Origin of the sequence: Streptomyces sp. NPDC003300, from assembly GCF_040610915.1 — a bacterium.
Lineage (GTDB): Bacteria > Actinomycetota > Actinomycetes > Streptomycetales > Streptomycetaceae > Actinacidiphila.
In genome coordinates this window covers 17,875-38,779 of sequence record NZ_JBEXNE010000025.1, presented here as the reverse complement: position 1 = coordinate 38,779, position 20,905 = coordinate 17,875, and the positions used below count along the sequence as shown (strand labels likewise).

At 65.6% G+C, this 20,905-nt stretch carries 21 protein-coding genes and 1 pseudogene; 2 read left to right on the top strand and 20 right to left on the bottom strand.

Annotated features, from left to right (window positions below; translation table 11 throughout):
* Positions 1-76: 76 nt before the first annotated feature.
* On the bottom strand, positions 77-898 hold the full coding sequence (locus ABZX65_RS29230; protein ID WP_355346426.1) for a replication-relaxation family protein: 822 nt from the start codon (positions 896-898) through the stop codon (positions 77-79).
* Positions 899-1,016: 118 nt separating this feature from the next.
* The gene (locus tag ABZX65_RS29225; protein ID WP_355346423.1) at positions 1,017-3,239 is read right to left on the bottom strand and encodes a TraM recognition domain-containing protein; all 2,223 of its coding nucleotides are present in this window, start codon (positions 3,237-3,239) and stop codon (positions 1,017-1,019) included.
* 936 nt (positions 3,240-4,175) lie between these two features.
* On the opposite strand from ABZX65_RS29225, the gene ABZX65_RS29220 reads away from it, so the two are divergent.
* Entirely contained in the window at positions 4,176-4,532 is a 357-nt protein-coding gene (locus ABZX65_RS29220) for a hypothetical protein (protein ID WP_355346420.1), read from the top strand.
* Between the two features lie 97 nt (positions 4,533-4,629).
* Here the strand turns inward: ABZX65_RS29220 and ABZX65_RS29215 are convergent, their stop codons facing one another.
* The gene (locus ABZX65_RS29215) at positions 4,630-6,906 is read right to left on the bottom strand and encodes an SGNH/GDSL hydrolase family protein (RefSeq protein WP_355346417.1); all 2,277 of its coding nucleotides are present in this window, start codon (positions 6,904-6,906) and stop codon (positions 4,630-4,632) included.
* A 285-nt stretch (positions 6,907-7,191) separates the two neighbouring features.
* Positions 7,192-7,530 (bottom strand): hypothetical protein, encoded by a 339-nt coding sequence (locus tag ABZX65_RS29210; RefSeq protein WP_355346414.1) that lies wholly within the window; start codon positions 7,528-7,530, stop codon positions 7,192-7,194.
* A gap of 170 nt (positions 7,531-7,700) precedes the next feature.
* Here ABZX65_RS29210 and ABZX65_RS29205 point away from each other — a divergent pair, with 170 nt between their 5' ends.
* Positions 7,701-7,835, top strand: a complete 135-nt coding sequence (locus ABZX65_RS29205; RefSeq protein WP_355346411.1) for a hypothetical protein — start codon at positions 7,701-7,703, stop codon at positions 7,833-7,835.
* Between the two features lie 58 nt (positions 7,836-7,893).
* On the opposite strand, the gene ABZX65_RS29200 is transcribed toward ABZX65_RS29205, so the two are convergent.
* The 16 genes and pseudogenes from ABZX65_RS29200 to proS all read right to left on the bottom strand — a co-directional run bounded on the left by ABZX65_RS29200 (position 7,894) and on the right by proS (position 20,863).
* Positions 7,894-9,390, bottom strand: coding sequence for a recombinase family protein (locus ABZX65_RS29200; protein ID WP_355346408.1), 1,497 nt, complete (start codon positions 9,388-9,390; stop codon positions 7,894-7,896).
* A 55-nt stretch (positions 9,391-9,445) separates the two neighbouring features.
* A pseudogene (locus tag ABZX65_RS29195) lies at positions 9,446-10,450 on the bottom strand (ATP-binding protein); the annotation flags it as partial.
* Positions 10,450-10,812, bottom strand: a complete 363-nt coding sequence (locus ABZX65_RS29190; RefSeq protein ID WP_188281212.1) for a YraN family protein — start codon at positions 10,810-10,812, stop codon at positions 10,450-10,452. The pseudogene ABZX65_RS29195 and the gene ABZX65_RS29190, both read right to left, overlap by 1 nt.
* A 247-nt stretch (positions 10,813-11,059) precedes the next feature.
* Entirely contained in the window at positions 11,060-11,386 is a 327-nt protein-coding gene (locus ABZX65_RS29185) for a DUF2469 domain-containing protein (RefSeq protein ID WP_188281213.1), read from the bottom strand.
* Between the two features lie 40 nt (positions 11,387-11,426).
* On the bottom strand, positions 11,427-11,906 hold the full coding sequence (locus ABZX65_RS29180) for an NUDIX hydrolase (protein ID WP_355346595.1): 480 nt from the start codon (positions 11,904-11,906) through the stop codon (positions 11,427-11,429).
* 5 nt (positions 11,907-11,911) lie between these two features.
* Positions 11,912-12,676, bottom strand: a complete 765-nt coding sequence (gene lepB / locus ABZX65_RS29175; RefSeq protein WP_355346404.1) for a signal peptidase I — start codon at positions 12,674-12,676, stop codon at positions 11,912-11,914.
* Positions 12,677-12,773: 97 nt separating this feature from the next.
* The gene (lepB, locus tag ABZX65_RS29170) at positions 12,774-13,700 is read right to left on the bottom strand and encodes a signal peptidase I (RefSeq protein ID WP_355346401.1); all 927 of its coding nucleotides are present in this window, start codon (positions 13,698-13,700) and stop codon (positions 12,774-12,776) included.
* The gene (gene lepB, locus ABZX65_RS29165; RefSeq protein WP_355346398.1) at positions 13,645-14,931 is read right to left on the bottom strand and encodes a signal peptidase I; all 1,287 of its coding nucleotides are present in this window, start codon (positions 14,929-14,931) and stop codon (positions 13,645-13,647) included. The genes lepB (ABZX65_RS29170) and lepB (ABZX65_RS29165) overlap by 56 nt, the downstream gene beginning before the upstream one ends.
* Entirely contained in the window at positions 14,924-15,685 is a 762-nt protein-coding gene (lepB, locus tag ABZX65_RS29160; RefSeq protein WP_355346395.1) for a signal peptidase I, read from the bottom strand. The genes lepB (ABZX65_RS29165) and lepB (ABZX65_RS29160) overlap by 8 nt, the downstream gene beginning before the upstream one ends.
* 32 nt (positions 15,686-15,717) lie before the next feature.
* Positions 15,718-16,068, bottom strand: coding sequence for a 50S ribosomal protein L19 (gene rplS, locus ABZX65_RS29155; protein WP_093716565.1), 351 nt, complete (start codon positions 16,066-16,068; stop codon positions 15,718-15,720).
* A gap of 140 nt (positions 16,069-16,208) precedes the next feature.
* Complete coding sequence (gene trmD / locus ABZX65_RS29150; protein WP_355346392.1) at positions 16,209-17,030, bottom strand: tRNA (guanosine(37)-N1)-methyltransferase TrmD; 822 nt, start codon at positions 17,028-17,030, stop codon at positions 16,209-16,211.
* A gap of 1 nt (position 17,031) precedes the next feature.
* Positions 17,032-17,703, bottom strand: a complete 672-nt coding sequence (gene rimM / locus ABZX65_RS29145) for a ribosome maturation factor RimM (RefSeq protein WP_355346389.1) — start codon at positions 17,701-17,703, stop codon at positions 17,032-17,034.
* Between the two features lie 114 nt (positions 17,704-17,817).
* Positions 17,818-18,057, bottom strand: a complete 240-nt coding sequence (locus ABZX65_RS29140; RefSeq protein WP_355346386.1) for an RNA-binding protein — start codon at positions 18,055-18,057, stop codon at positions 17,818-17,820.
* A 2-nt stretch (positions 18,058-18,059) separates the two neighbouring features.
* A complete protein-coding gene (rpsP, locus tag ABZX65_RS29135; protein ID WP_355346383.1) occupies positions 18,060-18,512 on the bottom strand; it encodes a 30S ribosomal protein S16 in 453 nt (150 codons plus the stop codon).
* Between the two features lie 149 nt (positions 18,513-18,661).
* Positions 18,662-19,252 (bottom strand): hypothetical protein, encoded by a 591-nt coding sequence (locus ABZX65_RS29130; protein ID WP_188281222.1) that lies wholly within the window; start codon positions 19,250-19,252, stop codon positions 18,662-18,664.
* Positions 19,253-19,450: 198 nt separating this feature from the next.
* Positions 19,451-20,863, bottom strand: a complete 1,413-nt coding sequence (proS, locus tag ABZX65_RS29125; RefSeq protein WP_355346380.1) for a proline--tRNA ligase — start codon at positions 20,861-20,863, stop codon at positions 19,451-19,453.
* Positions 20,864-20,905: the final 42 nt, after the last annotated feature.

The window sequence follows — 20,905 nt, the reverse complement described above, 5'->3', positions numbered from 1 at the left end:
GTTCCTCCTTTAGTTGTAACTCAAGTTGCTTTGCTTGTTAAGGCTCTCGGTGGACTTCGGCATTGTGGTTTCGTCATCATGCGGCGGCTCCTTGACTGCCGCCACTGAGCAGTTGCGCGCCGGTAGCAAGAAGACCGACTTCAAAGAGGGCTTGAGCATCGCTCGCCAGCTTGCGTATCAGGCCACCTATACGGTCTTGGCGCTGTTCGTTCTGCACCAGCCATACAACTTTCGGGAAGACTCCCCGAAGCTGCTGTTCTATGCCGGATCGCCAGTAGTCGATGTAGCGATCGTTCTTCCGTTGGATGGTTGGGAGGGTTTCGGTCGTGAGGTCAACCTCAACGAATGCGCTTCTCTCGACGGCGACTACGCCCAGACGCACAAACGCGTCCGGCTTGAGAATGACCAACTCACCGCCGAGCCCGGTGAAGTGTCGCCAGGCGGCCGGTTCAGCGTCGAATGTCAGGAGGTCGCCACCACCTTGACGGTGCTGTTCGACGGCTTGAACGTAGAGTTCAGCGACCGCGAGCATGTGGTCTTGGAAGTAGGGCTTGGTCTCCCAGACACGGCGTCGGCGACCACCAGCCGGGCCGTCTGCGTCGATGACCGCTTGTCCAAGACCACTCAGACCGTAGACGTAGCCGGATGATCCTGCCCGCAAGCCTCCGATGACGCGAGAGAGTCGCACCACCAGGCCGTGCTTCGTGAGTCGACTCATGAAGAGCTGAGCCCGCCTGGTTCTGGCACTGGGCGACCCATCGACGACGAGCAGCCGTTGGACCTGGCGCAGACTCAGAAGACGGACGCGCTGTAAGGCGGTGAGAAGCGAGAGATCCCGCTGACTGAGCCGCTGACGCAGCCGGGCCACCTGCGCGCCGGATGATCGTGACGATCTCATCCTGAGACACCTCGTAGTGATGAGAGATCCTTTGGTGCTAGCACGGGCTCAACAGAGAGGGACCGTCCACCGCGACCAACGCGATGAGAACGCCGATACGAACCATGGAGGCGATCCATTACGCAGCCCTCCGAGGGACCTGGCCGATCGGAGCGTCGGGCGTTGAAGACCGTCCCTGCCAGCGCTGGCGTAGCTCCTTGTCGAGGGCCTGGCCGTCCGCGCCGAACCGTGACGCGCTCCCGCGTCGTAGGTCGATGGGATCAACCAGCGCCGCGGCAGCCGGTGCAAGTGTCCGGATCAGAAACGGCCGGCTGGGTGTCTGGGAGACGAGGACTTCGGCGTACGCCTCGTGTGCTTGAAGCAGGGCGAGATCCTGCGCAGCAAGCCCGCCACCGAGCACGGCGGCCAGCGGTGCTCCGTCTTCGACGCTTGGCCGGAAGACCACGCGATTGCGAGCGTTGGCGAGGAGACCGGCCTTCATCTTGGGTGGGAGCTGCGCGAGGTGCTGATGGGCCACCGTGAGCGAGACACCAAGTCCGCGCGCCTGGGCGAACATGTCCCCGAGGTCTACCGGTAGCCGCAGGTAGTTCTGAACCTCGTCGATCACGACCATCACCGGGCGTCGCATGCTTGCCGGGATCAGCGCCTGCCGCTGCATCGTCTGCCAGAGCTGCGTCACCAGGAGCGCGCCGATCAGATCGGCCGTCTCCTCCCCGATGACGCCAGTGTTCAGGTTCACCAGCACGATGCGAGGACGTTGGAACAGCTCGTTCATGTCGAATCGAGGGGTCGTTTGACCGACGAGCCTTCTGATCGGGGTCCTGGTGAGAAAGGTCCTCGTCTTGTTGAGGACCGGCGCGATTACCTGTTGTCGCTCCGCTTCCGAGAGTGCGTCGTACCAGGCGAAGAACGGCGCCAACACCAGCGGGTCACTGACGACTGCGAGGGTCCGACGACGGAACGCCGCGTTGGTCAGCAGGACCGGAACGTCAGCGAGCGTGCCGTGGTTGCTCCGAGCCAGCGCAATGAAAGCGTGCAGGAGAACGTCACTACTTCGCGGGCCGATGCTGCGGCCGTACAGCTCGTGGAACAGATGCAACAGGGTGTCGGCTCGTTGCTCGGCATCTTCCGCTCGGCCGCGGAGCGGGTTGAAGCCGACGACCTCTTCGCCCTGGCCCGGTTCGATGATGACGACGTCCTCACGCCGCGCCGGCGGTACGCGTTGAAGGATGTCTTCTACGAGGTCCCCGCGGGGCTCAATGACCAGCACACTTCTTCCCGCCTGGATGTCGGCAGAGATGAGCTGACCGAGCAGCGTTGATTTGCCGCTTCCTGTCGGCCCGACGACGTGGAGATGGTGCAGGGCACTCTCCGTCGGCAGCGTGACGAGTTGATCCGGCTGACTTGGGTGCAGGCCGGCGCCGAGCACCCGCTCGGAGGGTGGAACCGTCGTACTCACCGGCACGAGGAGTTCCGTAGGTGCCGGGTACTGACGCCCCCGCGGACTGCGTAGTGAACCCGTACCTTCTACCGGCCAGCCGAGAACGGCGGCCAGCTCGGCGGCGTTGAGAACGCCAGACCACCGGGCGGTCGTCACATGGTCGAGGCTACGAACAGTGCGCATCGTCGGCCGGGTGATCTGTAGCTCTGCATGGGTGGCGCTCGTGAGTTGAAGTGCTTCACCAAGCATCCGCACGATGGCACTGGCGGTTCCAGCCTTCGGGGACCTCGCCCCGATCCGACCACGTACGGCAAACAGAGGCTCGGCGGCCTTCTTCCGCCACTGCCTCTCGTCGTCTGCCGTGATCTGAGCGGTAGCGACCAACCCGAGGGCGCGCGTCACGCTGAACTCGTCCGGTCGATTCCTTCGCTGCTGCGCTGGTCCGATGACCCACTGGACGACGGCCGATTCGTTCTTGGACAGACCGCTCATGACTTCGAGCAGACCCGCCGTGACGCCAGCGGCCATCTCGGTTCGGAGTGGTTGCGCGAGGCCAGACGGTTGAACGTTGGCAGCAAGCGCCGGGACCGGTCGGGACGCTTGGCCCTTGGGGGTGAGTACCAGGTCGGGAAGCTGTGCCTGGAGCTGGAGAGGAAGTTCTCCGCTGATGAGCGGATCGACTCCAATGAGCCAACGAACACTGTCGCCACGAGCGCGCAGTTCAAAGACGGCGGTCGGTGTCTTCCTGCGCCAGCCAACGAGAGGCCGATAGGCAAGCGGTTGGAGTGCTCTGACCACCTCGGCTGGTGTCAGCTCGTGAGGGAAGTACACCTCGAACCAGTGCAGCGCTCCGGAAAGCGGTCCACCTCCTGTTTTAGGGTTGCTATTGAGTAGAGGCATAGGCCCTCCTTTCGGTGTTTACATAACGTCCGAAAGTTCAGGCATCACAGAACAGACCTCACGTCACAATCGTGGGTTCGTATGCTCGTGCTGCACGCAACTTATCGCGGAAACCAGGGCGCTCGATCGCTGGCATCTTCTGCTAGCTACGATCGCTCTTACATTCCACTATGGGGAGCCACGAGAGGTGGTTCAATGACTTTGGCTGCAAGCACAACACCGAGGCGAACACTACCAACAGAGGTTGGATGACAGCGGAACGCGCGTCGGCTGGACTTGCTAAAGCCCCTATTTAATGGTGTCAGAAATAGTTGAGAGGTTCAAGTATTGAGATTTCAGACTACCTGTGTACCAAGATGGACCAGCCGAAGCTGGTCTCTTTGTTATCGCTTGACGGACGACTTACTAGCTAAAATGTAAGCGTGTGATGGAGTTCGTATAAGCCCCAGGCGAGTAGCAGTACTGAAGCTGCTCCCAGAATGTTAAACAAGGTGATAATCCGCCGAAGGGTCTCAGATTGAATCTTTCCTTGAAGGCGAAGCCAAGATAATGCCAAAAGAACCGCGTAGGGTAACACGTAGAGAAGGAGCAATATTTGTCCAGTACTTAAGGCCGCAAAGCTCATATACAATACAGGTATCGCCATAATGCACATGCTCACAATTAATGCTACTCGTCTGTTTTTCTCTGCTTCTAATTTCTTTTTATTGACCATAGGGTGAAGTATATATGACTGGAAACAAATGCGAAAGATTCTGAGGATGGAACGGGGGCTAGTCTCGTACCACTGTAACTACTTATTCAGTGAGCATGACGGGAAGGCAGAACGGCCACTTGTGAAATAATCGAGGCGCAACGTAGGATATTCTCGCCCTCCTTTTCCGAGAAACTCGTTTTGGTGTATATCGTTTCCGTTAAATACGTTAAAATAGCTTCATGACAACTACACGAAAGACCCAAACGAAGACATTAAACAAAAAGAAGATTCTGCTGATCACGGGAACTTTACTCGCTCTCGTCTGGCCATTTATTGCTGCCCCGTTTTCTGGCCATTTATTCTTTTGCAACATTGCATCTCCCGTTCCATGTGCTGATCACGGTAACTTAGCTGATACCCTGGCGCTTGGCCCAACCGTCATAGGTTGGTTTCTCATCATGCTCGGCATATTCTATGACTCGAAATTGGATCGCTCACTTAAAACGCTCATTATCATTGCGACAACCGCCGTTAGTTTCTTTGTTGCCTACGTATATGTAGGAATTGCAGGCTTCGTAGAGCTATGGTTTCGCTAGTAAATAATTGATTCATCTGGACATGAAGAAGCCCCCAATCCCGTACCGCTATTACGCAGTTCGATGGATTGAGGGCGTGGCTCTTCAGTTGCGCCATCTACCCGGCGTTGATCACCGGCCCGACAAGCGTGGCGTATCCCTGCTGCCCGAGGGCATTAGGGTGAAAGACGTACGCCTTGTTGCTGGCTATCTGGTCGATGTTCTGGAACCAGGAGGTGGTGTCAGTGCCGCATACCTCATGACCGACGAACGGTGAAGTGCTCCCGTCTGCGGGGATGTAGTGCAGTCGAGTGTTGCCGACTGCACCCACCGTCGTTGAGATCTTCTGGTCGAGCTGTCCCACGATGTAGCGAGCTGCCCGTGCGTTGCCGTACCGGGTAGTGCCCTGGGACAAGGTTGGACACCGGGTGTCGATGGGATCGGTGACCAACTTATTGGCCACGACCTGCGGGTACCCGATCACGTAGACCTTGGCATTCGGTGCCATGGCCAGAATGTTCTGATAGGCCGCAGTGAGCTTGGCCGCCAGGTCGCCGTTGATGTGGTTCAGCGCATTGGTGTATGCGGGAGTTCCAACATCGCACGAGCTATTGAGCGACGCGCAAGCGCTGGCGAAATCCGAGAACCCGATGTCGTTTCCCCCGATTGTGAGGGTTACGAGCGTCGTCGTGGTGTCCGGGAACCGGTCGAGCTGAGTCCCTTCGTTCCACTGTGCAACATCCCAGAGGTTGTCTGCGATCGCACCCGAGCACGCTCGGAATCCGTTCGCACCTAGGGATGGGATCTTGGCGCTGCTTCCGGAGAGTATCTCCGAATAGGCAACGCTGCTTCGGTGGCAAGTGTTCACGCCCGGGATGTCGGTACCCGCCAGGAACGGCGGGTTGCCTTCACCCGAGGAGAACGAGTCACCGATAGCCACGTAGGCAGAGTGGGCTGAAGTTCGCGGATAGGCCGCGAGAACTGCCCCTCGCGGGTAGTCGATCGCGGCGCTCGACACCTTGAGCGCGTACACCTTGATGGCAGTGTCCGAGTTCGGGCAATTCCCCTGGCAGTCTGCTTCCAGGAAGATGGTGCCGTTTGCCAGTCGCGGTCCGTCCATCAGGTTGTAGCCATCAGGACCACCGGACTTACTCAGGTCACCACTCATGACCTGCCCGTAGCTCACCGTGCCGCTAACGGCGTCCAACAGAGTGACGCCGATTGCGGGTACGGTCGCAGGGTTGCTTATGCCCGTAGCCACCGTCATCGGTCGAACGAGCGCAAGCTGTCCACTTCCATCCACGGATATCCACGTGCCGCCGTAGGTCGTTGCAGGACCACCAGTGCCGAGTGTGCCCGTGTTGGAGAGCTGGTGTGGTGATGCTAGTACGGTGCCACCCGCACTGAGCGTGACCCAGCTATCGACGTATTCGGTCGGAACAGCCGGAACACCCTGAACCATCTTCTGCTCCTTGAGCAGAGCGACAACCCCACCGTTTGGCAACGGATAGACCGATGCGTCATGGACGTTCGCTCCCGGTGTGGAAGCCGAGGTTGTCCAAGCGACTGCACCCGTGTGAGGGTCGTACATGGACACACTCAGGCTCGTGTAGCTGCCGCTGACGAAGTTGTAGCTGAACAACTGTCCGTCAGCATTCAACTTCTCGGAGCCAAAGAGTCCGATCGTCGCTTGACCGAGGAATTTACCTCCGTAGCTGTAGTAGCGAGCGTTCCCGCTGCTCTGACCGTGTATCACCAGGCCGTCCTTGTACGCGTACAGCATGGTGCTGGCGTCGGTCGTGGTGGTCACGTCCAATACCGTGGCCGGCTGCGTTTGACCAGCCACAACCTCCGGCGCGATCCCGATGATGTGGATGTATCCATCCGACTCGCGCAGGGCGGCGTAGATGTTGCCGTTTGCGCCGACAACAAGGGGGACCGTCCTGCTCGGGCTCGGGAGCGGATACTTCCACTTCAAGGTGTTGTTGGCGTAAGCCAACAGGTTCGGACCGTTGACGTACGTGCTGGTGCTCGCCGGGATTCCGTAGACCGTACCGTTTTTGTCAACGACCGGGTGAGCGATGCAGTTCGTCACGCCGTCGATCGTGGCGGTACGCGAGATGTCCTGGACAAGCTGTCCAGTCGCATCGTACGTCCGCAGATCGTTGCCGGTGGTGCCCGTCGTGCAGGGAATCGTGATACTGCCCGTAGGGCTCGTCACGAGGCTCTGCGTGAAGCCGGTGGCTGTGGGCGGCGACCACTGAAGCAGCGGTACCGACTCAGCAGCACTGGCAATCCCCGAGGGGACAACCACCAAGAGCGGGATGAACACACTCAGCAGTGCGAGCATGATTCTGGTGCGCAGGGAGCGCATGTAGCGCATGTAGCGTTTCACCATCTCTCATTGCTTGATTGAACCGAGTTCTTAACGTGCGGAAACGAAAGAGGGTGGGTGCGCCTTGCGGCGTACCCACCCTCAATGATGTTTCTTTTTCGACTGAAGAGCCTCGGTATTTATAACACAATTCAATGTATTTGCATATATCCGTGATGCAATAGAACTTGATTAACGGGGGTCATGGAATTGAAAAACCCCGTCCCGATATCTCTTTCGAGACACCAGAACGGGGCGGTTCCGCCTCAACCGCCGGGAGCGGTGGCAGGAGGCGGAGTAGAGAGGTTAGGCGTTGCCGTTCCCATTGCCGTTGCTGACCTTGGTTCCGGGGACGCGACCACGGGTACCACGGGCGTTCTTCAAGACCTCGGCCATGTTCGGTGCGGCCTTGTTGAACTCTTCCAGGGGGACGTACATGTCCTGCCTGCTGCCGTTGGGCAGTGAGACCTCCAGGATTACGAGGCCATCACTGATGTCCGCGAACTGCTTGAGTTCGGGCACCAACACGTCCAATGCCTTCGGCTGGTCGATGTCCGGGTGCTGCCTGACGACAACCCCGGCGAAGTCCACGTCCTTGCCTTGCTTGCCGGTGAGGTCTGAGACCTTCTGGCTCACGATGGCCATTTCTGCTCCACTGGTTGTGTAGGTTCCGGGCCGGATTATTCCTGGCCCTACATCCAGTTATGCGCCACCTGAGAAGGGTTTTCTATAGAGTTTGACCGAACTACAACACCGATGCGAACACAATTAGCAGAGGATGGCGTACAATGGAAATATAAGCGGAGAACGAGCGAATGGGCGAAGATTCAGACATCAACAAATGGTTAGAACATTCAACCCGGGCGAGTGGCGTGCCGTTGAAGATTGAAGACCCCGGCGTCATCGCCCAGGTCGCACAACTCATCAAGGCGCAGCAGCCCGAGGAGTAGAAACCAAAAAAGAGTCGCACCCAAGTATCTGGGTACGACTCTTTTTATTGGGCGAACGCTAGACCCGCCAGAGTATCTCGATGCGGCTCGGGTCGAAGCGGTGGCCCCTCCACGTGTGACTGCCGGGACTACCGGGGTGCACGATGATGCGCTCAATCACCAGTTTCAGGATGTCCCTCTGCCACTCGATCGTTGCCGTGGCCCATGCTGCTCGCATCGGCTGCTCGGTAGGGAGCAGTGTCTTCGCGCTACCGACGTGCAGCTTGCTCAGCTTCTTCTCGGTCTCGCCGATCGCGCTCATGATCGTGGCGCGCATGATGTCGTAGTCCGCGTAGGGCTTGAGGGCGTGTTCAGCGGCGAGCTGCTGCCGTCGTAGATTGAAGCCGGCCAGTTCCTTGACCAGCTCGTCCACCTTGTCGGCGTCCTCCTTCGGCGTGAGCGCCCGCGCGATGTCCGGCGAGTCAAAGCGGGTCAGGACTGCTTCCGTGACGAACTCGTCCAAGGCTGCCGCGTCGCGGAACACCTTCCCGCACCCGACGATGCGAGCGAAGTTGTCTCGGCCCTTGCAGCGGTAGCGTCGTTGGTGAGTGCCGTTCTCGCGCTTCCGGGCTTGCCCGATCATCGAGGCCGTACATGGCTCACCAGACGCCTGGCAGCCGCCGCACCGCAGCAGACCACTCAGCAGGTACCGGCGACCGTTGGTGAGGCCGTGGGCCCACGGTTGAGCCGCCTTGTTGAGCTGGGCCATCATCAGCCCGTGCTCGGTGCGGGTGACGAAGCCCTCCCACTCCGCGCGGTAGATGCCAGAGCTGTGTTCGCGGGTACCTCGGCGCTCTGGGTCAGTGTCGTCGAAGATGACGTACCGGAGCTTCGTGATCGTCCGCTTGAAGTTGCCGACGTTCCACATGCCGCCGTCGGCCGTCTTCGTGCCCCGGTCGTTGTAGCTGCGGATGATCGAGGCTTGGCTCTCTCCGGCTCCGAGGCGTCGCACGGCTTCGATGACGACCTTGATCTCGCAGAGACGCGGTGTCTTGCCGTCCTTCTCGTAGCCGTACGGGCGACCGCCGCCGTGGAACTTGCCGTCTTGGGCGCGCTCCAGCTTCTTGCGGATGATCAGCTCTGCGGTTGTCTCTGCTTGGCCCGCGTCGCTGGCAGCAAGGATGCGGGCGACCATCCGGCCGTTGGCGGTGTTCAGGTCGAAGGCAGGTGACGCGACGTACTGAAAGACCGTCCCGTGCTGTTCACCAAGGTCGATCAGGTCTTCGTTCTCGCGCGGCCGACGAGTGATGCGAGCACTCGTGTAGGCGATGATGACCTTGATGCGGCCCATCTCGGCGTCGCGCAGCATCCGGCGGTAGTCAGGACGCTTCTTCTTCGTGCGGGTGCTGGCGGAGATGTCGTTGTCCTTGTAGACCTCGACAACGTTCACGCCCAGCCTGTCAGCGAGACGGCGGTCATCTTCCTCCTGACGAGCGACACCAAGCTCACGACCTTCTTTGTCGTCGCTGATGCGGAGGTAGATTCCGGCCGGTAGTCCCTTCAGTTCGTTTCGCACGCTTGTTCGTATCCCTTATGTACGTATTGTACGGGATACGTAATAATGTTGTCAACTCGTCCAAAAAGAGAACTCCGCGATGGGCGAGCGAGACCGCACCCGGTCGGGGCAGTCCGCTGCCGCCGCCGACCAGCGAGGGCATGGTGGCCGAGTGGTGCGGCGCGCAGTACGGCGGGGCGTCGACCATGGGCCGTCCTGGCGGGAGGATGCCCGCCACCGAGTGGACGGCGGTGACCTCCAGGGACTCCTGGCGGGTGAGCGGCGGCAGGATGCCGGGCAGCCGCTCGGCGAGCATCGTCTTGCCCGCGCCCGGCGGGCCCTTCAGATACAAATGGTGTCCGCCGGCGGCGGCGACCTCCAGCGCGGTGCGGGCGGTCCGCTGTCCGGCGACGTCGGCCAGGTCGGGGCCGTGCCCGGTGAGCGAGGCGTCACCGAGGCCGCCGGCCAGTCCGGTCCCGACGCCGCCGCCCGGCACGGTCAGCCCGGCCAGTATCGGGTCGGGGCGGCCGTCCGCCCGCGCCGGGTCCAGGTCCTCCTCGGGGGCCAGCTCGTCGTTGAGGAGGGCGACGAGCTGCCGCAGGGTGCGGATGCCGAGGACGGAGACGCCGGGGACCAGGGATGCCTCGGCCGTGGTGCGCTCCGGCACCACGACCTGCCGGTATCCGGCGTCGGCCGCCGCCAGGACGGCGGGCAGCACCCCGCGGACCGGGCGGACCCGTCCGTCGAGTCCCAGTTCGCCGATCATCATGAGGTCGGCGATGGATCCGGGGGCGATGCGGTCGTTGGCGGCGAGGATCGCACACGCCACGGCGAGATCGAACCCCGAACCGCCCTTGGGCACCGAGGCCGGGCTGAGGCCGACGGTGAGCTTCTTCTGCGGCCAGACCTCGCCGCTGTTCACGATCGCGGCGCGCACCCGGTCGCGGCTCTCGGTGAGGCTCTTGTCGGGCAGTCCGACCAGGGCGAAGGCCGCCACGCCGGGTTCGAGGTCGGCCTGGACCTCGACCACGACGCCTTCGACGCCGATCAGCGCGACCGAGCACGTACGGGCGAAGCCCATCACGCCACCCCCCGCACATGCTCGACGCGGGCCGCACCGCGGGCGGGCAGCAGGACGCCGACCAGGTCGATTCTCACGCCGCCCGGTGGCGCGCCGCCGTGTTCCGCCGCCCAGCGGTCGGCGAGCGACCGCAGCCGGTGGATCTGCCGCGGCCCGAGCGCCGCCATGGGGTGTTGGAAGCCGCCGTCACGGCGGGTCTTCACCTCGCACACCACCAGGGCGTCCCCCTCGGACGCCAGAATGTCGATCTCCCCGTCGCGCCCGCACCGCCAATTCCGGTCGAGCACGGTCAGTCCCGCGTCCTCCAGCCTGCGGGCCGCCAGCCCCTCGCCGTACCGCCCCAGCGCACCTCGTGCGTTCATGCGTACCACCTCCGTCACTCACTGTGACAGAGTTCGACCGCCGAAGATGATCTTGGTCCCAGTCTGTGGATAACTCCCCGCGACCCGCGCCGCGACCCCGCACCGCAGCCCGCACCGCGCCCATGCACCGGGGCCCGCGCCGCGACCCCGCGCCGCGATCCCCCACCGCGCCCCGCACCACCACCCGGCCCCCGCCCCACCAAGAGCGCACCGGCACCCCCGAAGCCCCCTCAAAAGGGCCTCAGCTTCAACTATTGAAGCCCGACTCGTCCGACGGCAGATCCAGATCCGCCTTGTTCAGCTCCTCGATGTTCACGTCCTTGAACGTGAGGACACGGACCTGCTTGACGAAGCGGGCGGGCCTGTACATGTCCCAGACCCAGGCATCGGCCATCGAGACCTCGAAGAAGACCTCACCCTGGACCGAGTGCACCTGCATCTCGTAGTCGTTGGTGAGGTAGAAGCGTCGCTCGGTCTCGATCACGTACTTGAACAGGCCAACGACATCGCGGTACTCCCGGTAGAGCTTCAGCTCCATCTCGGTCTCGTACTTTTCGAGGTCCTCGGCGCTCATGGCATGTTCCCCTTCAGCCGTACGTGCCCCCCATTGTGCGTCAGTCGCGCTCCGTCCCCAGGGGGATCGGGGATTGCGGGGGGCCTTCGCCGAGCAGCGTACGCAGCAGCTCAGCGAGTCTGATGGGGTACACCGTCTCACGAGTGCGCAAAAGTTCCTCGCAGGTCCACCAGCGCAACGACGAGACACTTCTGCGTTCCAGGTCCGTCTGGCCGCTGGTGTCGACGTCGACCGTGTCGGTACGGCCCAGGTGATACCACTCGTCCTGCTCCCAGCGCCGCCCGTCGAAGCTGAAGGAGCTGGTCCGCTCCCACAGCACCGGGCCGAGCCGTACATCGGTGATGCCGGTCTCCTCGGCGAGCTCGCGCAGCGCCGTCTCCTCCAGGCTCTCACCGCCCTCGACCCCGCCGCCCGGCGTGAACCACGAGCCCACCGCCGGATCGGCCGGATCGACGCCGTTCAGCAGCAGGATCCGGTCCGCCGGGTCGAGCAGCACCACACGGGCGACGCGCCGACGCACCACGGTCACCTGCGCCGCCTCAGCAGCCCGGCCACCGGTCCGTACGCCGCGCCGCCGAGAATCAGCACGGCGCCCACGACCACCATGACGACGATCCAGCGCAGCGGCCCCTCGGCGGACGTACCGCCGCCCGGCACGGCCTTGAAGGCGGTCGTGGGCGACAGCGTCCCCATCCGCCCCATGGGCCACACCGTGCCGTCCACGCGGCCCTTGACGGCGCTCACGGGGACCGCGCCGTGCTGGGCGTCGCTGAGGCGGATACGGGAGTCCTGGGAGACCGCGCGGTTGTCACCGAGCAGGAAGAGCGAGCCGCGCGGCACCGTGGTGCTGAACTTCGTCACGGAGGCGGGAACGCCGGGAAGGCCGGAGCCACCGGGCGCGGCGGAGGCGTCGGAGCCGTCGAGGTAGCCCTCTTCGTCGACCGCCGTGCCGTTCACCGTGAGGCGGCTCTGGGTGTCGCAGCACTTGACGACGTCGCCGCCGACGCCGACGACCCGCTTGACCTCGGGCAGGTCGCCCCAGAGCTTGTCCTGGAAGACCACCACGTCGCCGCGGCGCACATCGGAGCCGGAGACCTTCTGGGCCAGCACCCGGTCGCCCGGCTGCACGGTCGGCTGCATGGAATTGGTGGGCACTGTGTACGGCCGGTACTCGACCGCTCCCCAGGCGAAGCCGCCGAGGAACAGGGCACAGCCAAGAGCGATGGCCAGCCCGGACACCGTACGTCCGAACCGGCCCTCACCCTTGCGTATCGCACTGCTGCTGCTCATGGACCGGAACCCTACCCGGCGGTACGCCCCGGACCGTAGGCCCGGACGCCCGTCGGTGCTCGATCGGGCGCCCGCCGCCGCGGGCCGGGTACGTCCGTCAGTCCTCTTCCGTCTCCGCAGTGACCGGCGGCTGTGCGCGCAGCAGCTTGCGGCGGCGCATCAGCACCAGCGGCGCGGCACCGAGGAGGCCCACCGCGGCCGGGCCCGCGGTGCCCGCCGCGTTGATGCCCGGCTGGCTGAAGGTGCTGGGGATGGAGAGCCAGTCCCAGCGGTTGACCGGCCAGGCCACCGTCACGGCGCGGCCGACGACCTCGTTGTCGGACACGGTGCCGCCGCCGGGCAGCGTCATGTGGTACCGGGAGTCGAGGGAGTCCTGGCGGTGGTCGCCCATGACCCAGATCCGGCCCTTGGGCACGGTGACCTTGAACGGCCGGTCGGGGGTGCAGGGGGTGTTGCCCGCGAAGACGTACGGCTCGTCCAGCGCCTTGCCGTTGACCTTCACCGGTCCCGTGCCGTTGCACTCGACCGTGTCACCGCCGACGCCGATGACCCGCTTGATCAGGTCCTTCTCCTCGGCGGACGGCATCAGGCCGATGAAGCTGAGGCCCTTTTGCACGCCCCTGGTCACCGCGTTGCCGCTGGCGGGCGGATTCTCGCCGAGCCAGCCGCCCGGGTCGTGGAAGACGACGACCTCGCCGCGGCTCGGCTTGGAGCCGAACCAGGGGGTGAGCTTGTCGACCAGGACACGGTCGCCGCGCTCCAGCGTGTGCTGCATGGAGTCGGACGGGATGGAGAACGCCTGCACCAGGAAGGTCTTGATCAGCAGCGCCAGGACCAGCGCGATGCCGATCAGAAGCGGCAGTTCCTTCCAGAACGACCGGTTCTTGCTCGCGGAGCCGCCCGAGGAGTGGGACGGCGGCTCGTCACCCGAGCCGGGGTCCCCGGGGCCGCCGGGACCCTGGGGGCGGTCAGCGGGACCGCCCCCCGCGGGGTCCCGCGGGTCCGTGCCGTCCGCCGGCCCCACGGGGGCCTCCGGAGCCTGGCCGGGAACCTGACCCGCATCGGCGTGGCTGCCGGGGTACGACCCGCCGCCCGGGTACTGCCCGCCGCCGTACTCCGTACTGTCCGCGGGCTCGGGGACTCGGCCATCGGCCTCCGACTTGTCGACAGACGGCACCGTGACATCCCCTTTTTCGGGCTCGCCGGATCCAGACCGTGCGCCGACCACCAGGTCCCCCACATCCACTCCTCACTCCAGTCCGCCGCCTGCCCCGTTTCCGGCGCAGGCCCGCCACTCCCATAACGAGCGGGAGTTCCGCAGGAGTCGGTGTCTGGCTCGTTCCTTGGCCGTTGTTGGCCTGGGCCACCCTAGCCGTCCCGGCTGTGGCCGCGGTCGCCGCCACCTGCGCGTCGGGGACGGACGCGAACGTGCCGGGTTCCTTCAGTCGCTCCCAGTGACCGAACGGCCAGGCGATGACGAAGGCCCTTCCCACCACCAGATTCAGCGGAATCGTGCCGCCTCCGGGCTTGTCCGTGTGGTACCGCGAGTCGGCCGAATCCGACCGGTGGTCGCCCATCACCCACAGCCTGCCCTGCGGTACGTGCACGGTGAATTTCATCATTGAGGGTGGATTACCGGCGTAAAGATACGGCTCACTGAGGGGCACACCGTTGACGGTGATGCGCCCGTCGGCGTCGCAGCACTTCACGGTGTCGCCGCCGACGCCGATGACCCGCTTGATCAGGTCCTGCTCGTCGGCGGACGGCAGCAGGCCGATGTAGGTGAAGAACTGCTTCACCTGCTTGATCACCACGGGGTCGGGCTTCTTCTGCTCCTCGGGCGGCAGCCAGCCGCCGGGGTCCTTGAAGACCACGACGTCACCGCGGTGCGGCTCGGCGCCGAACCACGGGGTGAGCTTGTCGACCAGCACCCGGTCGCCGATCTTGATGGTCTGCTCCATCGACCCGGACGGGATGACGAACGCCTGGAGCAGGAACGTCTTGAGCACCAGCGCGATCAGCAGGGCCACCATGACCAGCAGCGGCACCTCCCTGGCGAGCGAGCGGCGGCGCTTGCGCTTGACCTTGCGGGCCAGTTTGCGGCGCTCGATACGAGTGCTGCCGCCGCCGGGCGGTCCGCCGTACGCGCCGTCGCCCGTGCCGCTTCCCGGGGCGCCGCCCGCGCCGGAGCCCGCCGCGCCCGTCACCGGGGCGGCGCGGTGGTGGCCGTAGCGGGGCCGCCCGCGGTTACCCATGGTGACCCGCGGCGGGTGCGGGGACGGCGGCGAAGGTCGCGGGGCGGTTGAGCCGGGTCCAGTGGCCGAACGGCCAGCCGATCCACTCGGCCCGGCCGATCACCTTGCCGAGCGGTACGGTGCCGCCGCCCGGTTCCCCGAGGTGGTCCCGTGAGTCGCGGGAGTCGTCGCGGTGGTCGCCCATCACCCACAGCCTTCCGTCCGGCACCACGATGTCGAAAGGTACCCGCGAGGGGGCGTCGCCGGGGAAGAGGTAGCCCTCGTCCAGCGGGCGGCCGTTGACCAGCAGCCTGCCCTGCTTGTCGCAGCAGGTGACGCGGTCGCCGCCGATGCCGATGACGCGCTTCACGTAGTCCGTCCCACCCTGCTGAGTGAACGATCCGTCGCCGTCGAAGACGATCACGTCCCCGCGCCGCGGATGGCCGCCGAAACGGTACGCCAGCTTGTTGACCAGCACCCGGTCGCCGACCCGCAGCGTGTTCTCCATGGAGCCGCTGGGCACTTGGAAGGGCTGCACGACATACGTGCTCACCAGCAGCAGCGCGACGACGCAGCCGACCGCGAGCAGCACCGTACGCCGCCACTCCGCCCACCAGCGCGGCACGGCCTCGCGCACGAGGACCCGCATCGGGGACCGGGATCCAGGACCCGCCGCATCGCGTCCTGACACGACGAAACGCGACCGCTCCTCCGTATCCGCCTCGTCGGCGGGAGAGGAACGGTCGCGTTCCGGAAGTGTCGCTTCGCTGTCCATCGAGGCCAGAGCTTATCCGGCCTTCCCATGGATCAGTTGTCGCGCTTCTCCTTGATCTTCGCGGCCTTGCCGCGCAGCTCACGGAGGTAGTACAGCTTCGCGCGACGGACGTCACCGCGGGTGACGACCTCGATCTTCTCGACGATCGGGGTGTGCACGGGGAACGTGCGCTCGACGCCGACGGAGAAGCTGACCTTGCGGACCGTGAAGGTCTCGCTGATGCCCGCGCCCTGGCGGCGGATGACAACACCCTTGAACTGCTGCACACGGGAGCGGTTGCCCTCGATGACGCGCACGTGGACGTTGACGGTGTCGCCGGGGCGGAAGGCCGGGACGTCGGTGCGCAGCGAGGCGCTGTTGACGCTGTCGATCAGGTTGGGCATGAGATTCTGCTTCCTCGCCGATGCCACAGGTCATCGACGGAATGTCGCGATGCGGATTTGCCAAAAAATGGGGTGCCGCCGCGTCGGACGGACGTCGTTCCCCCTGTGGCAGGGGCGCGCGCCGGACGGACAGCAGCGGCTCATTCTTCCACGGCCTCCGGGCTGGGCCCAAATCGGCCGTCGGGGCCGGGGCCCCAGCCGAGGATGGAGAGCATCTCGCGGTCCTTCTTGTCGAAGGCCGCGGGGTCGCAACGCTCCACCAGGTCGGGCCGGTTGGCGACGGTACGGCGCAGCGCCTCGTCCCGCCGCCAGCGCGCGACCTTGCCGTGGTGGCCGCTGAGCAGCACGTCGGGGATGCCGCGCCCGCGCCACTGCGGCGGCTTGGTGTAGACCGGGCCCTCCAGCAGATTGGCCATCGGTCCCGGCGCGAAGGAGTCGTCGCGGTGCGACTCGGCGTTGCCGAGGACGCCGGGCAGCAGCCGGGCCACCGCCTCGGTGATCACCAGGACCGCCGCCTCGCCGCCGGCCAGCACGTAGTCGCCGATGGAGACCTCGTGGACCGGCAGCCGGGTCGCGTACTCGTCGGTGACGCGGGTGTCGATGCCCTCGTAGCGGGCGGGTGTGAAGATCAGCCAGGGGCTGGCGGAGAGTTCGACGGCGAGCGCCTGGCTGAAGGGCCGGCCGCTGGGGGTGGGGACGACGAGCGCGGGGCGGCGGGCGCCCGCCTCGTAGCCGTCGGCGAGGGTCTGGTCGAGCGCCTCGCCCCAGGGGCCGGTCTTCATGACCATGCCGGGTCCGCCGCCGTACGGGGTGTCGTCCACCGTGTTGTGCCGGTCGTACGCCCACCCGCGCAGGTCGTGCACCCGCACGTCGAGCCGCCCGCTCGCCCGCGCCTTGCCGACCAGCGAGACGTTCAGCGGCTCCAGGTACTCGGGGAAGATCGTGACGACGTCGATCCGCATGTCACACGCCGTCCGCGTCGTCGCCGGACGTGGCGTCGGCATCAGTGGCGCCGTCATCCGTGGCGTCGTCATCAGTGACGTCGGCATCAGTGACGTCGGCATCAGTGACGTCGGCATCAGTGGCGCCGCCCGCGCCCTCGCCGGACGTCGCCACTTCCGCGTCGGCCTCGTCCAGCAGCCCCGGCGGCGGGTCGATCACCGCGCGCTGCTCCTCCAGGTCGATCTCCGGCACGATCTCGCCGACGAACGGGATGAGCACCTCGGTGCCGTCAGGCCGCCGGACGATCAGCAGGTCCTGGTACGGGAGATGGCTGATCTCGGCGATCCGGCCGACCTCGCGGCCGTCGACCGTCACCACGTCGAGGTCGATGAGCTGATGGTCGTAGAACTCCTCGGGGTCCTCCGGCGTCTGCTCCGGGTCGACCTCGGCGATCAGCAGCGTATTGCGCAGCGCTTCGGCGGCGGTGCGGTCGGCGACGCCCTCGAAGCGCAGCATCAGCCGGCCGCTGTGCACGCGTCCGGTGGCGATGGTCAGCGGGCCCGTGGCGGCCGGGTCGGTGGCGAGGACGGCTCCGGGCGCGAGCCGCAACTCCGGCTCGTCGGTCCGCACCTCGACGCTGACCTCGCCCTTGATGCCGTGGGCGCGGCCGATCCTGCCGACTACCAACTGCATGTACGGCTCACTCTCCGACTCCGGAACAGGGATGAAAAGGGTACGAACGCGGCGCGGGCCGGGAGCGGCGACTGCCACCCCCGGCCCGCGCCGGTGTTCTCTGTGTCGGCCCGCTCAGCGAACCTGGTCCACGTCGACGAGGTCGACACGGACACCACGGCCGCCGAGGGCGCCCACGACGGTACGCAGCGCGCGGGCGGTACGGCCGTTGCGGCCGATCACCTTGCCGAGGTCGTCGGGGTGCACCCGGACCTCGAGCACGCTGCCGCGACGCAGGGTGCGCATACCCACGTGCACATCGTCAGGATTGTCGACGATGCCCTTCACGAGGTGCTCAAGGGCCTCCTCGAGCATGCTCAGGCCTCGGTCGACTCGGCCGCGGCCGGAGCCTCGGCGGTGTCATCGGCCTTCTTCTCGGACTTCTCGGACTTCTTCGCCTTCGGGGTGATCGCCTCACCCTTGGGCTCGTCCGCGCTGTCCTTGGCGGCGGCCTCGAAGAGGGCGCGCTTGTCGGCCTTCGGCTCGGCGACGAGCAGCGGTGCCGGGGCATCGAGGCCCTTGTACTTCTGCCAGTCGCCGGTGAGCTTCAGGATGGCGAGCACGGGCTCGGTCGGCTGAGCGCCGACGGAGAGCCAGTACTGCGCGCGGTCCGAGTCGACCTCGATGCGCGAGGGGTTCTGCACCGGGTGGTACAGGCCGATCTCCTCGATGGCCCGGCCGTCACGGCGGGTACGGGAGTCGGCGACGACGATGCGGTAGTGAGGCGAACGGATCTTGCCCAGACGCTTCAGCTTGATCTTGACTGCCACGGGAGTGGGTTCTCCTGGAATTGACGTGTTTGGGCACAGCGGACTTCCACGTGGGGTTGTGGGAGTCGTCGCGCCCGGTGGACGCGTCAGCCGAAGGAGAGAGGGTTCCTGCACGGCTGTCGAGTTCTCGACTGGACATTCTGCCACACTCAGCCGACCCCGACGACCTCCGGGATCCGGAACGGCTGCCCGCAGGCCCCGCACATGATGGGCGCCTGGGCCAGCACCGACGGGACGACCCGGACATTGCGCCCGCAGTCGCACACGGCCTTGACCCGTACCCCGCCGCCCGACGAGCCGTGCCTGGCGGCCGGCCCGCGGAAGGAGCGTGCGGTGTCGGCGGTGGTGGCCACGGTGTGCGCCTTGAGGGCGCGCTGTAGCCGGTCGATGGTGACCCGGTAACGCTTCCGGGTGTCCGGGCGCATCACCACGAGGGAGAAGCCGCTGCTCGGGTGCGGCTCCTCCGCGTGATCGAGGCCCATTTCGTCGGCGATGGCCAGGAATCGGCGGTTGTGGTAGCGGCCGGCACGCGAGGTGTCACGGATTCCGCGGGCAGCGGCGATCCCGTGCACGGCCTCGTGCAGCAGCCTTTCGAAGGAGAGCTCGTTGCCGCAGGCGGACGACGACTCTCCGATCAGGGACTCGGGCGCGGCCAGGTCGGGCAGCTCGGGATGGTGCCGTTGAATATCGGCCCAGGCGACTGCCAGCTCGGCGGCGAGAACAGGTGGTGTCGTGCTCACGCCGTGACAACGAGCCGGGCGCTCCCGGTGTTCCGATACCGGGCTACCGTAAATAATTTGCACTGATCGGTCAGTTCCGGATGATGCGCATGACGAAGGGCGGGTGTGCAGGTCTGTGGAGAACCCGCGCACCCGCCCCATCGACGGACGATTCACATATAACGCACGCCGCTTTTCGGTCAGCGGACGCGAGCGGCCTCAGTAGGCGCGCGCGACGATCGCCAGCGTGCCCGGAGTGTCGTCGGCGTCCGGCACCGAACCGTCGGGCGCGACCAGGCAGCGTACGGAAACGCCCTGCTCAGCCAGCTTGGCCTCACCCTCGGGACCGAGGTCGGCCCAGGGGATGCGGGCCCAGCCGGTGGCGGCGGCCTCGGCGGCCTCCTCGATCGTCGTGACGTCCACGGTGCGGGACGTCCGGCGCTCGCGGGACTCGCGCAGCAGCGTCGCCTGGTCCTCTTCGAGCACCTTGGGCAGCAGGTCGGCCAGGGTGTCGATCGCGACCGGCTCCTTGCCGCCGGGAATCCGGCGGGCCAGCATCGCGGTGCCCGCCTCCAGGTCGCGCGGCCCGATCTCGACGCGGACGGGCACGCCCTTCAGCTCCCAGTCGACCGCGCGGCGGCCGAAGGGGGTGTCGGTGCGGTCGTCCACGTGCACGCGCAGCCCGGCCGCGCGCAGCGTCTCGCCGATCTCGCGCACCTTGGCGACGACCGCCTCGTCGCCCTTGATCGCCAGCACCACGACCTGGGTCTGCGCGAGCCTCGGCGGCACCCGCAGCCCGTTGTCGTCGCCGTGCGTCATCACCAGGGCGCCGATCATCCGCGTCGTGCTGCCCCAGGACGTCTGCCAGACGTGCTCCTGCGTGCCGTCCTTCGACAGGTACTGCGTGTGGAACGCCTTGGCGAAGTTCTGCCCCAGTTCGTGGCTGGTGCCGAGCTGGAGCGCCTTGCCGTCACCCATCATCCCTTCCAGGGTGAGGGTGTTGATCGCGCCCGCGAACCGCTCCTTGGCGGTCTTGCGGCCGAGGACGACGTCCATCGCCAGCACGTTCTCCATGAAGTCCGCGTAGACGTCCTTCTGGATCCGGGCGGCGTAGGCGCGCGCGTCCTCGTACGTGGCGTGGGCGGTGTGGCCCTCCTGCCAGAGGAATTCGGTGGTGCGCAGGAACAGCCGCGGGCGCAGCTCCCAACGGACCACGTTCGCCCACTGGTTGATCAGCAGCGGCAGGTCGCGGTAGCTCTGCACCCACTTGGAGAAGTACTCGTTGATGATCGTCTCGGACGTGGGCCGGACGACGATCGGCTCTTCCAGCTCCTTGCCGCCGGCGTGCGTGACGACCGCGAGCTCGGGCGCGAAGCCCTCGACGTGCTCGGCCTCGCGCGTCAGGTACGACTGCGGGATGAAGAGCGGGAAGTACGCGTTCTGCGCGCCCGCTTCCTTGATCCGCGCGTCCATGTCCTGCTGCATCCGCTCCCACAGGCCGTAGCCGTAAGGCCGGATGACCATGGTGCCGCGCACCGGGCCGTTGTCGGCCAACTCGGCCTTGCTGATCAGGTCCTGGTACCAGCGCGGGAAATCGTCCGCCTGGGGGGTGAGAACGGGAGCCTTTGCCATGACGCAGATGTTACGGCCCCGCCCGCCCCGAGCGTGAATCGG